This is a genomic window from Nocardia sp. NPDC052001 (assembly GCF_040680615.1).
GTDB lineage: Bacteria > Actinomycetota > Actinomycetes > Mycobacteriales > Mycobacteriaceae > Nocardia.
Genome location: NZ_JBFAXC010000001.1, coordinates 150206 through 164612 on the forward strand (window position 1 = coordinate 150206; position 14407 = coordinate 164612).

Annotated in this window: 15 protein-coding genes; 4 read left to right on the top strand and 11 right to left on the bottom strand. The window is 66.0% G+C overall.

What is annotated here, in order from left to right; translation table 11 throughout:
- Positions 1-28: 28 nt before the first annotated feature.
- The 3 genes from AB0L82_RS00695 to AB0L82_RS00705 form a co-directional block, all read right to left on the bottom strand.
- Positions 29-1021 (bottom strand): LLM class F420-dependent oxidoreductase, encoded by a 993-nt coding sequence (locus AB0L82_RS00695; RefSeq protein ID WP_364628911.1) that lies wholly within the window; start codon positions 1019-1021, stop codon positions 29-31.
- A 110-nt stretch (positions 1022-1131) separates the two neighbouring features.
- Positions 1132-1599, bottom strand: a complete 468-nt coding sequence (locus AB0L82_RS00700; RefSeq protein WP_364628914.1) for a MarR family transcriptional regulator — start codon at positions 1597-1599, stop codon at positions 1132-1134.
- A 95-nt stretch (positions 1600-1694) separates the two neighbouring features.
- Entirely contained in the window at positions 1695-2915 is a 1221-nt protein-coding gene (locus AB0L82_RS00705) for an IS110 family transposase (RefSeq protein ID WP_364628917.1), read from the bottom strand.
- Between the two features lie 225 nt (positions 2916-3140).
- On the opposite strand from AB0L82_RS00705, the gene AB0L82_RS00710 reads away from it, so the two are divergent.
- Positions 3141-3464 carry a rhodanese-like domain-containing protein gene (locus tag AB0L82_RS00710; protein WP_364628920.1) on the top strand — a complete coding sequence of 108 codons (324 nt, stop codon included), beginning with the start codon at positions 3141-3143 and terminating at the stop codon, positions 3462-3464.
- Positions 3465-3545: 81 nt separating this feature from the next.
- The gene (locus AB0L82_RS00715; RefSeq protein WP_364628923.1) at positions 3546-4268 is read left to right on the top strand and encodes a dienelactone hydrolase family protein; all 723 of its coding nucleotides are present in this window, start codon (positions 3546-3548) and stop codon (positions 4266-4268) included.
- Here the strand turns inward: AB0L82_RS00715 and AB0L82_RS00720 are convergent.
- From AB0L82_RS00720 to AB0L82_RS00730, 3 genes are all read right to left on the bottom strand, one after another.
- Positions 4169-5071 (bottom strand): sterol desaturase family protein, encoded by a 903-nt coding sequence (locus AB0L82_RS00720; RefSeq protein ID WP_364628926.1) that lies wholly within the window; start codon positions 5069-5071, stop codon positions 4169-4171. The two genes, AB0L82_RS00715 and AB0L82_RS00720, sit on opposite strands and share 100 nt — an antisense overlap.
- A 116-nt stretch (positions 5072-5187) precedes the next feature.
- Complete coding sequence (locus AB0L82_RS00725) at positions 5188-6483, bottom strand: MFS transporter (RefSeq protein WP_364628928.1); 1296 nt, start codon at positions 6481-6483, stop codon at positions 5188-5190.
- Positions 6483-7118: a GntR family transcriptional regulator gene (locus tag AB0L82_RS00730; RefSeq protein ID WP_364628930.1), complete on the bottom strand. Its 636-nt coding sequence runs from the start codon at positions 7116-7118 to the stop codon at positions 6483-6485. Before AB0L82_RS00730 ends, AB0L82_RS00725 begins: the two co-directional genes overlap by 1 nt.
- A gap of 180 nt (positions 7119-7298) precedes the next feature.
- On the opposite strand from AB0L82_RS00730, the gene AB0L82_RS00735 reads away from it, so the two are divergent.
- Positions 7299-7763 carry a YiiD C-terminal domain-containing protein gene (locus AB0L82_RS00735; protein WP_364628932.1) on the top strand — a complete coding sequence of 155 codons (465 nt, stop codon included), beginning with the start codon at positions 7299-7301 and terminating at the stop codon, positions 7761-7763.
- A 76-nt stretch (positions 7764-7839) separates the two neighbouring features.
- Here the strand turns inward: AB0L82_RS00735 and AB0L82_RS00740 are convergent, their stop codons facing one another.
- From AB0L82_RS00740 to AB0L82_RS00755, 4 genes are all read right to left on the bottom strand, one after another.
- Complete coding sequence (locus tag AB0L82_RS00740; RefSeq protein ID WP_364628935.1) at positions 7840-9060, bottom strand: cytochrome P450; 1221 nt, start codon at positions 9058-9060, stop codon at positions 7840-7842.
- A 225-nt stretch (positions 9061-9285) separates the two neighbouring features.
- On the bottom strand, positions 9286-10302 hold the full coding sequence (locus AB0L82_RS00745) for an NADP-dependent oxidoreductase (RefSeq protein ID WP_364628938.1): 1017 nt from the start codon (positions 10300-10302) through the stop codon (positions 9286-9288).
- Positions 10302-10856 (bottom strand): helix-turn-helix domain-containing protein, encoded by a 555-nt coding sequence (locus AB0L82_RS00750; RefSeq protein ID WP_364628940.1) that lies wholly within the window; start codon positions 10854-10856, stop codon positions 10302-10304. Before AB0L82_RS00750 ends, AB0L82_RS00745 begins: the two co-directional genes overlap by 1 nt.
- A 6-nt stretch (positions 10857-10862) precedes the next feature.
- Positions 10863-11555: a type 1 glutamine amidotransferase domain-containing protein gene (locus AB0L82_RS00755; RefSeq protein WP_364628943.1), complete on the bottom strand. Its 693-nt coding sequence runs from the start codon at positions 11553-11555 to the stop codon at positions 10863-10865.
- A gap of 118 nt (positions 11556-11673) precedes the next feature.
- On the opposite strand from AB0L82_RS00755, the gene AB0L82_RS00760 reads away from it, so the two are divergent.
- Positions 11674-12600 carry a LysR family transcriptional regulator gene (locus AB0L82_RS00760; RefSeq protein WP_364628946.1) on the top strand — a complete coding sequence of 309 codons (927 nt, stop codon included), beginning with the start codon at positions 11674-11676 and terminating at the stop codon, positions 12598-12600.
- 39 nt (positions 12601-12639) lie between these two features.
- On the opposite strand, the gene AB0L82_RS00765 is transcribed toward AB0L82_RS00760, so the two are convergent.
- Complete coding sequence (locus tag AB0L82_RS00765) at positions 12640-14406, bottom strand: oleate hydratase (RefSeq protein ID WP_364628948.1); 1767 nt, start codon at positions 14404-14406, stop codon at positions 12640-12642.
- Position 14407: the final 1 nt, after the last annotated feature.

A 14407-nucleotide genomic window follows, 5' to 3' on the forward strand; every position in this document is an offset into this window, starting at 1 on the left:
CGCAATGGGCCGGGGCGTAGGTGATCCGTCAGCGCAGGGCGGGGATTACCTCGTTCTCGAAGATTTCGATGCCCGTGGTGTCGTAGGCGGCTTCCGGGAAGTAGTGGATGCTGTACGACAGGCCGAGATCCTTTGTGCGGGTGATGTTCTCGATGACCTGCTCGGGGGTGCCCACGGCGGGGCTGTTGCGGAAGAGGCTGTCCACATGGGACTTGGCGGCTTCCTCGCCGAGGGTTTTGGCGAAGCGGACTTCCAGATCGGTGAGGCGCTGCTGGACCTCGGATTCGGTCGCGCCCACCAGGGTGTTGAAGTTGGAGCTGCGGGTGATGGCATCGAAGTCGGTGCCGACCTTGTCGCAGTGGCCGCGCAGCAGCTCCGACTTGTGGGCGAACTCCGTCGGATCGCCCGAGAAATTGGTGTACTGCGCGTACTTCGCGGCAATCCGCAGCGTCACCTTCTCGCCGCCGCCCGCCACCCAGATCGGAATTCCGCCCTCCTGCAACGGAAGCGGGCGGACGATGGCGTTGTCCACCTGGTAATGCTTACCGTCCAGGGTGGCCGCACCGGTCGTCCACGCCTGCTTGAAGATCTGCACGCCCTCGTCGAGGCGGCCGAGACGTTCACCGGCGGAAGGGAATCCGTAGCCGTAGGCGCGCCATTCGTGTTCGTACCAGCCGCCGCCGATGCCCATTTCCACGCGGCCGCCGGAGATCAGGTCGACGGTGGCGGCCACCTTGGCCAGGTAGGCCGGATTGCGGTAGCTGATGGCGGTGCACATCTGGCCGAGGCGGATGCGGGAGGTGGTGGCGGCGAAGGCGGACATCAGGGTCCAGGCCTCGTGGGTCGCCTCTTCGGTGGGGACCGGCACGGTGTGGAAGTGGTCGTACACCCACAGCGATTCCCAGTCCGCGTTCGCGTCCGCGCGCTGGGCGAGATCGCGCATTACGTCCCACTGTGCGGCGGGGTCGATATCGACCAGGTCCAGCCGCCAGCCCTGTGGGATGAAGATGCCGAAACGCACGAGTTGTCTCCTCCGTATGGATGGATGGTTCCGGCGATCCACCCTTCCCCCTCGTCAGCGCGAGGGCAACTATTCGACTCCGAGCGCGCCGAACTCTCAGGCCGATGCGATCAGCGGGTGCGCCGCGGTGCCGGATCGGGTAGTTCGGCGGGGCTGAGCACCTTGCGCAGGGCGTTCGCCACCGTCTCCAGTTCCGCGTGATCCAGTTGCCCGCCGAAACGGCGTTCGATGCCCGCGAGATAGTGCGGTGCCGCCTCCCGGAATCGCTCCCGCCCCTTTTCGGTGATGCCGACGAAGGCCGAGCGGCCGTCATCGGGATTGGATTCGCGTCGCACCAGCCCGTGGGACTCCATCTCGGTGACCAACCGGCTCACCCGGGTTCGGCTCAGCACCACCCGTTCGCCCAGATCGCTCATCCGCAGTTGGTGCGGCCCATCGAGTTCCAGCAGGACGTCGTACCAGCTCAGCGGTAGTCCGGTGGCGCGGCGTAATTCGGCGTCGAGTTCGGGCACCAGTGTGGCGTGCACCTGGAGCAGTGCGGCCCAGGCGGCGACGGCGGGGTGAGATTTCGGCGGCACCGGTTCAGCATAACCGGTTGCGTGCGCGCGCACCTAAGTAGTAGCGTGCACACGCACATACTTTTGTGTTCGGGAAAGGACTCTCAATGACCAAGTCAAGCCGCGGTAGCGACGGGATTCGGTGTGTCGAGGGTGAATTCGCGGCCGTCGCGCAGCAGTGCCCACAGCAGGTCGACCAGCCGCCGGGCCAAGGCTAGGAGGGCTTGGGTATGGATGAGTCGTTCGCTGCGCTTTCGGTCGTAGAACCTCCTCGATGGGCCGTCGCGGTATGCGGGCCCGATGCTGGACAGGGCTGCCATGTAGAACACCCTGCGAAGTCGCCGGCTGTAGCGTTTCGGGCGTCTCAAGTTGCCGCTGACGCGGCCGGAATCGCGTGGGACAGGCACCAATCCGGCGTAGGACGCCAACCGGCCGGCGGTCGCGAAAGATGCGAGTTCGCCGCCGGTGACAACGAGGAATTCCGCACCGAGTCCCGGACCCATCCCGGGCAGGGATTCGATGATCTTCGCCCAGGGATGCTGCCGGAACCGGGTCGCGATGAGCTTGTCGAGCTCTTTGATCTCATGGTCGAGATCGAGCAGTTTGGTGGCCTGGCGCTTGATCAACATCGCGGTGTCGGCCTCGCCGGGAAGTGCCAGGTCCTGGGCCACCGCTGCCGCGTGGGCCGCGGCCGCGGTCTTGCCGATTCCGGCGGGCCATGCCTTGTTCTGAGCGAGATAGGTTGTGAGGCCGTCGATTCCGGCCGCACGAATCTCGGCCGGGGTGCACATCCCGGCGACCAGGATCAGCGGCGTCCGCACCGTGTAGTCGAACGCGGCCTCGAGCGCGGGAAAGATCGATCCGAGCAGCGACCGCAGCCGGTTGACCCCGGCCACCCATTCCGACATCAAGTCGGTGCGGTAACTGGTCAGCTGGGTCACCGCGACGACCAACTCGTCGGGCATGGCGATCTGGCTCAGATCGTTTCGCAGGCGCGCGGTTTGGGCGATCACCCGGGCGTCCTTGGCGTCGGTCTTGCCTTCACCCCGGAACCCGCGAGCCATGCTGTTGGTGACCTGGCCGGGCACATAGATGACGTCCTGGCCAGCGGTCAACAGCACGGTGATCAGCAGCAACGCCATCGGGCTGGTCGGATCGACCGCCCACTGCACCTGCTGCGCCGACTTGGCCGCGCGGGCGATCAACGCCTCGACCGCGTGCTGGTCATTGCCGATTTTCTGGCTGAACACCACCTTGCCGTCGCTGTCGATCGCGCACGCATGATGCGCGGCCTTTCCGACGTCGATACCCACCCAGATCTGAGGGCGAACCGTCACCCATCCACTCCTGTCACCGCACGTCAGGCCCATGGACAACCCCGCCGACAGATCCCTAAACAGCGACGACCCGCAACAGCTCTCAATCAGCGAACGGAGCGTCCGGCGCGGCAGGGCAGCCAGTCCTTTCGAGCCTCAACAGCAGGCAAACGACCATCAGCTACACCCCACCACCCCGGGCATCCGGGGCACCAACCCCAGACACTTCAACCTTAGGGAAAGACCATGACCACGTTGATCACTCGCGAAGAACTGGCGCACGAGATCGAGGCCGGAGCGGTGACGGTGCTGGACGCCCTCGGCGGCGAGTACTACGCCAAGGCGCATCTGCCGGGTGCGATCGCCCTGGTGGAGGCGGACGTCGAGACTCTCGCGCCGCGACTGCTGCCCGATAAGACCGCCGCCATCGTCACGTACTGCTCCAATGCCGCCTGCCCCAACAGTCAGAATGTCGCGGGCAAGCTGGAGCGGCTCGGCTACACCAACGTGCGCAAATACCGTGACGGCATTCAGGATTGGGCCGAGGCGGGCCTGCCAATCGAGAGTTAAGCCCGGAGAAATCGTCCCAGACGCTCTAGAATCCGCAGCAGTCATCATTCGGTGTTCGCAGACCGCGGAGGGGGCTCGTCGATGAGCTCAATGCAATTGGACGCGCCCGACGGGCCCATCGAGGCCTATCTCGCCACACCGTCGGGCGACGGCCCGTGGCCCGGGGTGGTGGTGCTGCACGACATGCTCGGTATCGGCAGCGCCGTACAGAAATCCACCCGAATGCTCGCCGATCACGGCTATCTCGCCATCGCACCGGACCTGTTCGCGCGCGGCAAGGTTCGGTGCGTGCCGGGCATGATCCGCGACCTCATGGGCAATAACCGCGATGGCGTCGCGGTCCGCGATATTCTGGCCGCCCGCGCCCAGTTGATAAGTGATCCGCGCTGCACCGGCAAGGTCGCGGTGGCGGGCTTCTGTCTCGGCGGCGCGTTCGCGCTGCTCGTGGCCACCGAGGGATTCGACGCGGCCGCGCCGTTCTATCCCGCCGGACGCGGCAATTACGAGGAGATGCTGCGCGGAACCTGCCCGGTGGTGGCCAGTTACGGCCGGCGCGATCCCCAGAACATCGGGCGCGGACCGAAACTCGAGCGCGTCCTCACCGCGGCCGGGGTGCCGAACGATGTGAAAACCTATGCGGCATCGGGGCATTCGTTCGCCGATGACCATCCGGGGCAGCCGCTGCTGAAGGTGATGGGCCTGGGCTACAACGCCGATGCCACGTCCGACGCCTGGCGGCGCGTCTTCGCCTTCTTCGACACCCACTTATCGCCCGGCGACCAGCCCGGCGGGCCGAAGGAATAACCCAGCCAGTCCCGAATTCGCCTGCTGGAGCGCAGATCCCGCCACAGCGCGCCGAACTCGTAGTACTGCAAAGTGAGTACATTGCCGCTGTCGATATTCTTGGTCAAACCGTAAGTGGGACGGAAGGTTTCGGCCCGGAAGGTGCCGAACAGCCGATCCCACAGGATGAATATGCCGCCGTAGTTCCGGTCCAGATACTCCGGATCGCTGGCATGGTGCACGCGATGGTGCGAGGGCGTGTTGAACACGAACTCGAACCAGCGCGGCAGCCGACCGATGGTCTCGGTGTGCACCCAGAACTGATAGATCAGATTGAACGACCAGGCGGTGAACACCATCCACGGCGGTACGCCCAGCAGCGGCAGCGGAATCCACGCCAGCAGTTCGAACCACGGATTCCACTTCTGCCGCAGCGCCGTCGCGTAGTTGAAGTACCGGCTGTTGTGGTGCACCTGATGCGCCGCCCACACCACCCGCACCCGATGCGAGGTGCGGTGATAGACGTACCAGAGCACATCGACCGCCAGGATCACCGCGACCCAGCTCAGCGGATTGCGCGGATCGACCTGCCAGGGCGCGTGCACGTACAGCACCGCGTACCCGAGCAGCGCCACGAATTTGGCCGCACCGCTGACGAAGATCGATACCAATCCCATGATCAGGCTGTTGCGCGCATCGGACTTCTCGTATCCGGTGCGCTCGTCACCGTGCGCCCGCAGCGAGAGGATCTCCACCACCATGGCGAGCACGAAGAACGGGATCGCATACGTCACGGGTTGATTGATCTGGTCCCACAGATTCACGGCGGCTACTCCACTCCCGCGCCGATGTGCGCGCGGTCACTACATCTGCCTTGACTGTAAGGCTCACCATGCGATCTCCGGAAGCCCGCGTTTCCGGAAACGGGCGCGCACCGAGTTCAGTCTCGGCGACAGCGCATGACCAGTCCCAGGCAGACCGCCGCCAGCACCGCGACGACGGTGAACATGGCCGGATACCCGATGCCGGTGCCGTCGTGCAGCATTGCCATCACGGCGGGCACGCCGAAGCCCAGATAGCTGACCGCGTAGAAGACGGCGGTGAGACCCGCGAGATCCTCCGGCCCAGCCATGCGCTCTATCTCCAGCAGTCCGGCCACCAGGCCGATACCGAATCCCATGCCGAGCACAGCGGCGGTGGCGATGGTGAGCCACAGTGTGAGCGCGCCGGACGCCGCGGCGGCCAATGCCATTCCGGCGATCACCAGCAGCAGCGCCAGCACCGGCAGCCGGATGGTGCCCGGCCGATCCAGCTTGCGCGCGACGGATTGGATGGCGAAACCGCAACCCAGGGTGATCACGGTGATGAGCGCCGAGAACGCGATGGGCGCACCGTGCACACGCGGCATCATCAAGGTCGGCATGATCGCGTAGGCGGTGGCCGATGAGGTGAACAGCCACAGCGAGACCGGCAACGCGACCAGCCGGAACCGCCGATGCGCCGCGGCCGGAACCTTGAGATCATCCAGCAGTCGAGCGGTAGTCGGCATGGGCACAAGGGTTTCCGGCGTCCGAGTCAGCGCGGCGGCAGCGGCCAGGCACAACCCCACATTGATCAGATAGGGCAGCACATCAGGTAGCGGACCCCACTGCGCCAGCACTCCCGCCACACCCGCACCCACGCCGAACCCGCCGGTGAGACTCATGGCCGAACGCCGCGCCCCGAGCCCGGAAGCGTTCTCGCCCGCGAACGGCGGCTGTGAGAGCTCCTTGAGCCAACTGCTGCCCACCGCCATGGCCAAACCGATGGCGACACCACTGAGCACGCGACCGGCGGAAAGCATTGGCACGGACGAAGACCCGAAGGCGAGCAGCAGCGATCCGGCCGCCGCGATCAGCGGCGCGGGCCGCATGAGCCGCCCCCGCCCGTACCGATCCGACAGCGGCCCGCCGATCAGCAACGCGGGCACGATCCCCAGCACATACTCGAACAGCAGCAGATCAACCGTGGTGACCGGCAACCCGTCCCGCTTGTACATCACCAGCAACGGCGTGAATTCGTTTCCGCCCCAGGCGATCGCGAAGATAGCCGCGCTGACGCTGAGCCACGCCCGGCTATGTGTCGCCCGCGCCGCGATGGGCCGGTCCAGGACTGCGACGGTGGTCGTCGCATTCGCCGCATCGGTGAGATTGCCTGCGTGGCCCATATTTTCGAAGTCGTTGATTTCGGTCGCCATCACAGCCCTCTCAGGGTCACGCCGTGCACGTCCATGAGGTGCTGGGCGAGGGCGGTGGCGAAGCCCGCGGTGTCACCGGATTCGATGAGGTCGGCGAGGCGGGCGTGCTGGGCGATGATGCGATCGGTGTGGATCTCGCCGTGGCGCAGGGCGACGCTGTTCATGCGGCGCTGGCGTTCACGGAGGGAGTCGTAGAAACCGGCGAGCAGGGGATTGCCCGCGGCGACCACGTATTCGCGGTGGAAGTCGGCGTCCACGACGGCGAATTCGTCGAGATCACCGCTCGCGGCGAGGGCGCGCTGGCGATCCAGGGAAGCGTGCAGGCGGGCGATGAGGGCCGACCGGTCGGTCTCGGCGAGAGCGCGCACGGCACCCGTCTCGACGACATAGCGCGCCTGTGTCACGTCCTCCGCCTCGTGCGAGGGCACCGGCACCACCAGCGCACCGCGCTTGGGGTACAGCTTCATCCAGCCCTCGGTCTCGAGCCGCAGGAACGCCTCGCGCACCGGCGTGCGCGAGGTGCCGAGCGCGGTGGCGATCTCGCCCTCGCTGATCAGCTCGCCGCCGGGGAGTTCCCCGCTCAGGATGCGTTCCTTGACCTCGCGGTAGGCCCGCTCGGCGGATGAATACGTCATAGACACAAGTTGCATCCTAGGTATCCGACCGGTCGGATTTGCTGGGATGTGGCCGGTCTCACCGGCCCGCCGTCCCGGCCCGACGGCCACGCCGACCCGGGGACTTGCGCGCGCCGAACCTTTGGCACGATGATCTGTGCTGTTGGCATGCTGCCAGTAAGTCTGACAGGGAGGTCCCGCATGGCGAATGACGCCACCCCGCCGCTGAACGAAGTCGTGAACGGCGCACTCGAATTCACGATTCCGATCGCGCACAAGATGGGGATCAAGGCTACCGAGGTCCGGCCGGGCTATGCCGCCACCCGGGTTCCCATCGAGGGCAATGGCAATCACTTCGGCGTCATGTACGCGGGCGTGCTGTTCACCGTCGCGGAAATCCTGGGCGGTGCGCTCGCGGTCGCCAGTTTCGACGGCGCGCTGTACTACCCGCTGGTCAAGGACCTGCACATCTACTTCCGCAAGCCCGCCGCCACCGATGTGACCGCAGTGGCCGAGCTATCGGAGTCCGAGATCGCCCGGATCGCCGAGGAAGCGGAGTTGAAGGGCAAGTCCGACTTCACCCTGAAGGCGACCGTCACAGATGCCAATGGCGTCGTCGTCGCCGAGACCGAGGGTGTCTACCAGCTGCGCGCCCACCGCAAGTAGGCGGCCGGGCCCGGTAGCGCACGCCGATACCGGGCCGCGGCGCGGCGGCCGGATATCGCGGCACGAGCGCCGCCCGTCAGGCGATGCGCAGCGGGAGCCGGTGGTGTCGGCGCACGAAGATGCTCGGAAACCATTGCGGCGGTGCGTCATCCACCAGGGTGAAGGTCGAGGTGCGGTCCAGTAGCGCGGTCAGCGCGGTGGTGGCCTCGAGTTTCGCCAGCGCCGATCCGACGCAGAAGTGCACGCCGCGGCCGAAGGCGAGATTGTTCGCGCCACCGCGGCGATCCAGATCCAGGGTGTCCGGATCGTCGAAGCGGGCCGGATCGCGGTTGGCCGCGCCCCAGGAGAGCAGCAGGTGACTGCCCGCCGCAAGCTCGACGCCGCCCAGCGTGGTGTCCGCGGTGACGTGCCGATGATGTCCTCGGAAGGGCGATTCCAGGCGCAGCGCCTCATCCAGGAACGCGGGCAGCAGGGCGGGCTCGCGACGGAGTTCGGCTTGCAGCTCGGGGTTTTCGGCCAGTATGCGAACGGCATTGGCGATCAGCCCGGCCGAGGATTCACCGCCCGCGCCCACCAACTGCACCAGCACCAGTACGGCCACGGTATCGGTCAGTGTGCCCGCGGCGCAGGCTCTCGCGAGCACGCCCAGTAGGTCATCGCCCGGGTTCGCCTCGGCGGTTTTGAAGGTGGTGTAGAGGTAGCCGGTGAGTTCCGCCGCGGCGGTGACCGAACGGCCGAACCCATCGGAATCGACTACGCCGCCGAGCATTTCGGTGCTGTCGTAGGCCCAGTCGAGCAGCCGCGGGACATCCGCGTTCGGCAGTCCGATGATATCGGCGACCAGGGCGAGCGGGAGCCGGTCGGCGACGGCGGTCGCCCAGTCGATGCGGCCGTCACGCGCGTGCGCGGACCACAGACTGTCCACGAGCTCGCGGACGGTCGGTCCGAGACCGCGAATTCGCTTGGCCAGCAGTGGTTGTACGAGCTTGCGATGCGCCAGGTGCGTGGGATCGTCGGCGGTGGCGAGCACATGCACGGCTTGACCGCCGCCATCCATATCGAAAGTGGCGGGCGGACCGTCGCTCTGCCGCAGCAGCACCCCGGTCAGGTTGGAGGAGAAGGCATCCGGCCGCCCGATCGCCTCGGCGACCAGATCCCAGGAGGTGACCAGGTGGAAGTCCGTCCCCGGAATCCGATACACCGGAGACCGCTCCCGCAGCCGGTGATACAGCGGGTACGGATTGTCCAGGTGGACGGGATCGAAGATATCGATCGCGTCCGGTGCGGTCTGCGTCATTGCCCACTCCGGTGTCGGGAACCTCTGGTGGGCTCACCGTCTCCGCTGCTGATCCGGGTGTCAACAAGTGTCTCCGGGTGAGACGCCAGCGGACCCGCCGGACGCGATGAACCGGCCTCGTAGTTCGCGAAATACTCTGGTGAAAGCATGAATTCGCCGCGAGACAGAAGATATCTTCTGTCTCGCGGCGAGATATTCGCGACCGCTTCGAGCGCAGCCGGATCTCTACCCGTTGTGCGGCAGGCGCACCAGCATCTTGCCGGTATTGGCACCGCTCATCATGGCCGTGAACGCGTCCAGCGTCTGCTCGATCCCGTCCACCACGGTCTCCTCGGCGCGCAGCGAACCGTCGGCCAGCCAGCCGGCCGCCTGTCCGATCCACTCCGGGGCCTGATGCAGATGATCGCTGACATTCATGCCGCGCAGGTTGATTCGCTTACCGATGGCCAGCGGCAGATGCGCGGGTCCGGGGGCGAGTTCGGTGTCGTTGTACACCGAGATGGCCCCGCACAGCGCGATCCGCCCGTACCGGTTCATGGCCACCAGCGCGGCGTCGAGGTGATCGCCGCCCACATTGTCGAAGTACACATCGATGCCCTCGGGCGCGGCGGCGGCCAACTGCCCCACCAGCTCACCCTCGCGATAGTCGATGGCGGCATCGAAGCCGAATTCGTTCAGCAGCCGCGCGGTCTTGGCCGGACCGCCGGCCGAACCGATCACCTTGGACGCGCCGAGCCGCTTGGCGACCTGACCCGCGATCGAGCCCACCGCACCGGCCGCGCCGGAGATGAACACCACATCGCCCTCCTTGACCGGGGCGACCTCGGTCAGGCCCGCGTACGCGGTGATGCCGGTGGTGCCGAGCACGCCCAAATACGCTTGCGCGGGCGCGATTTCGGCATTCACCACCTGTACGGCGGCGCCGTCGAGCAGCGCGTATTCCCGCCAGCCGTAGAAATGGCTGACGACCGTGCCGACCGGCACATCGTCCGCGGCCGAGGCGACCACGGTGCCGACGGTCCCGCCGGTCATGGCCTCACCGAGTACGAAAGGCGGGATATAGGATTCGACATCGTTCATGCGCCCGCGCATGTACGGATCCACCGACAGCCAGTCATTGCGCACCAGCACCTGTCCCGGCCCGGGCTCGGGCAGCGTGACGGTGGCGAGTTCGAAATCGCCGGGCTTGGGCTCGCCGAAGGGGCGGGCGATCAGACGCCATTCACGACTGTTCACGGTCATTACTGTTCTCCTTCAAAGGTTTTCGATGACGCGCCGAGCCCGGCCAGGACGGCGTCGGACGCGGTGCGCAGTAGATCGGGGCGGCCCGCCGAGAGCAGCCCGATGGTGGCGGCCAGCACGATCCGGGCGGCGTCACCCGGTCGCTTCAGCTCGGCCTCGGTGAGCACCCCGGTGAGCAGCTCGTGCAGTTCATCGGTGAAGCCGCGGCAGATATCCCCGCACAGCCGGGCCTGTTCGTCGAGCAGTTCGGCGGCGTGCGGTGAGGCGGCGAACGGTCCCGCCATCAGTTCGGCCTTGGCGGTGACGATGCCGAAGACCCTGTCCGCCAGGGGAATCGGCGCGACGGCCGATTCCCGCGCGGCGGTCAGCGCCTGCTGGTGCAGCCGTTCGGCGATGCGCCGCACGGCATCGTCCTTATTGCGTACGTACTGGTAGACCGCCGACCTGGAAACGCCTGTCTCAGCTGCGATATCGTCCATGGTGGTGCGCCGCGCCCCGTACCGCAGCAGGCAGCGCAGGGTGGCGTCCAGGACATCGGCGGTCCGATCGGGCATGGCGGGTCAGAGCGCCTTCAGCAACTCCGCCGCCAGCGGGGCGGAGGAGGCCGGGTTCTGCCCGGTGTAGAGATTCCGGTCGACCTCGATATGCGGGGCCCACGGCTCGCCCTCGCGGAAGTCGGTGCCCAGTTCGACGAGCCGATCCTGGAGCAGCCATTTGGCCTTGTCCGCCAATCCGGCCTGGGTCTCCTCGGCATTGGTGAAGCCGGTGAGCCGGTAGCCCGCGAACGGCGACTTGCCGTCGGTGTCGGCGGTGGCCAGCAGTGCGGCCGGGGCATGGCACACCACACCCAGGGGCTTGCCCGAAGCCAGTGCGGCGGTGAGCAATTCACCGGATACCGGATTGACGGCCAGATCTTCCATCGGCCCGTGCCCGCCCGGGTAGTAGACCGCGTCGTAATCGGCGAGGTCGACCGTGCTCAGATCAATGGGCGAACTCAATTCGGTTGCCTTGCGCAGGATTTCGGCGACCTTCTCCGCGCCCTCGGGACCGCCGTTGGCCTCGGGGGCGAGGCTGCCGCGATCGATCGGCGGTACCACCGCGCCGGGGGTGGCGACGACGATGTCGTGCCCGGCCGCCTTGAACGCCTCATAGGGCGCGGCGAACTCCTCGGCCCAGTACCCGGTGGGGTGCTGGGTGCCGTCGGCCAGCGTCCAATGATCGACGCCGGTCATGACGAACAGGATCTTGGCCATGATGCTCCTCGCTCGGAATGGTCTCTTACCGATGAACTGACACTCCGTACGTGGAATGTCAGGTTGTCTGGTTCCACCGTAGGTACGCGAACATAGATCGACCAATAGACTCGCCTATATGAGACATAGGCAGACCGATGGATCCGTGGATTTGGCGCAGCTCCGGACGTTTCTCGCCGTCTACCGGGCCGGATCGCTCACCGCGGGCGCGAGCCAGGTCGGCCTCTCCCAGCCTACGGTGACGACGCAGTTGCAAGCCCTGGAACGACACCTGGGCCGCCCGCTCTTCGAACGCCTGCCGCGCGGGGTCAGCCCCACCGCGGCCGCGCACGATCTGGCCACCCGGGTGGCGGAGCCGCTCGACGCGCTGGAGACCGTGGTCGCCGATTCGCCCGAGGCGGACACCCCCGAACCCCCGGTGTTGCTCGGCGGTCCCGCGGAACTGCTCGCCGCGCTGACCCTGCCCGCACTGGCCCCGCTCATCTCCCGGGGTATCCGGTTCACCGTCACCACCGGACTGGCCGATGATCTGCTCACCGATCTGCGCCTGGGCAAACTCGATCTGGTGCTGTCCACCATTCGCCCGCGCGGGCGCACCGTTCTGGCCGAACCGCTGGCCGATGAGGAGTTCGTGCTCGTCGCCGCACCGCAGGTGGCCGCGCATATCGATATCGAGCGATTGCGCGTCAATGATCTCGCGGGGGTGCCGCTCATCAGTTATGCGGCGGATCTGCCCATCCTGCGCCGCTATTGGCGGCACGTCTTCGACACCCGGCTGGAAGCCGAAGCGGCCCTGGTGATTCCGGATCTGCGCGCGGTGCTGTCCGCGGTCGTCGCGGGTGCGGGCCTGTCGGTGCTGCCGCGCTATCTGTGCGCGCGTGAACTCGACACGGGGTCGATTGTGACACTGCTGGATCCGGAGGATTCGCCGATCAATACGGTTTATCTCGCCCGCCGCGTCGGCGGTCCGGCTCGCCCGCATATCGATCTGGTTCGTACCCGCCTGGTGGAGGCCGCGGAAGTGTGGCGGGCCTGCGTGCACTGAGCACACCGACCCGCCACGGTACCGAAATACGCTGCGGCGCTACTTATCCGAGATCAACCCGAATTCGCTGAGCAGTTCGCCCACCTCGGTCGAATCGAGGCGTTTGAACAGCTGTTTGCGCAGGATCTGCGGTCCGGGCAGATCGATGGCCTTACCGTCCCGTAGTCGGCTGGTCGCCGCCAACAGTGAGCGAATGTCGTAGGTGGAGTTGAAGACCTCCGGCACCCCGCGTTCGATATTCAGCAGCTGATACGCCGCCTCCATACCGGTGCGCACCGAATACTCGGTGGTGAAGATGCAATCGCGGCTGGTTTCGGAGAACTGCCCGATGAACGCGAAGTTGACTGATCCGTCCGGCACCACGTTCGGCCGGTCACCGGCCTTGCGCGGCATGAAGAACGCGGTCACGTACGGCATCATGCACGGTACGCAGGTGGCGGCGTTCGCGGCCAGGTCCGGAATATCGGCAACCGGAACACCCATGTGGTACAGCCATTCCTGGGTGATCTCCTCGCCCGTGCACTCCTGCATGGTCTTCTTCACGTAGTCGCCGGGCACATCGGCGAACAGCGAATACACCCACACCACGATCTGATCCTTGGGCTGCTGTTTGAAGTGCGGCTGCCGGTTCACCGTCCAGCTCAACAGCCAGCTCGAATCCTTCGCCGTGACAATGCCGCCGGTGACGACCTTGCCGCTGAACGGATCTCGCTTACAGATCTTCTGAATGTATTCGGGGATACGCTGATCCAGCGTGGTGACGGTGGCCGATTCCCATTTGGTCTTCTCGATATCGCCCGCGAACACCTCCGGGCGGCCGAACGCCGGATCTTTCGCCGCGAGGGTGCGCCACAGATCCCAGGCGGGCGCGGGGCCCGTGTTCAGTTTCGCGGGGGTGTCCTGATCGCCCTCATCGGAATTCTCGGTCAGCGAGCCGATGGTCATGAGCAGCAGATCGTTCTCGCTCAGATCCACCCCGCCCTCCACGCCCTCGGACACCCAGTGAATCCGCGTGGCCTGCTTGCGTTTCCCGCTCAGATCGAAATCCACATCGGTGACCGTGGTATCGAACTTGAAGTTCACGCCCTGATCGAGCAGCCACTGGTACAGCGGCAGGACCAGCGATTCGTACTGGTTGTACTTGGTGAACTTGAGCGCCGAGAAGTCCGGCAGACCGCCGATATGGTGGATGAAGCGGTGCAGGTACAGCTTCATCTCCAGCGCGCTGTGCCATTCCTCGAAGGCGAACATGGTCCGCCAGTACAGCCAGAAGTTGCTCTGCAGGAAGTCTTTCGAGAAGACCTCGTCGATGCGCTTGTCCTCCATCTCCTCACGCGTGGCGAGGAAGACCTTGACGATCTCCTTCTGCGCCTTGTCATTCAGCGTGAACAGACCATCGGTGTGCGCGTCCTGACCGCGTTCCACGGTGGCGCGCTGTAGCGAGAAGTTCGGATCGTCCTTGTTCAGCCAGTAGAACTCGTCCAGCACGCTGGCCCCGTCGATCTCCATGGACGGGATGGTGCGATACAGGTCCCACAGGCATTCGAAATGGTTCTCCATCTCGCGGCCGCCGCGAATGACGAAGCCCTTCTTGGGTTTACGGATACCGTCCAGCGCACCGCCGGGCAGTTTCAACTCCTCCAGAATGGTGATCTTGTCACCCGGCAACTGCCCGTCGCGGATCAGGAAGGCGGCGCCGGACAGCGAGGCGAGACCGGACCCGACGAACCACGCCGTTTTGCCGTCGACGCCCTCGGGCTTACGCGGGCGCGCGAAGGCTTCGTAATTGCCGCTGCTGTAGTACATA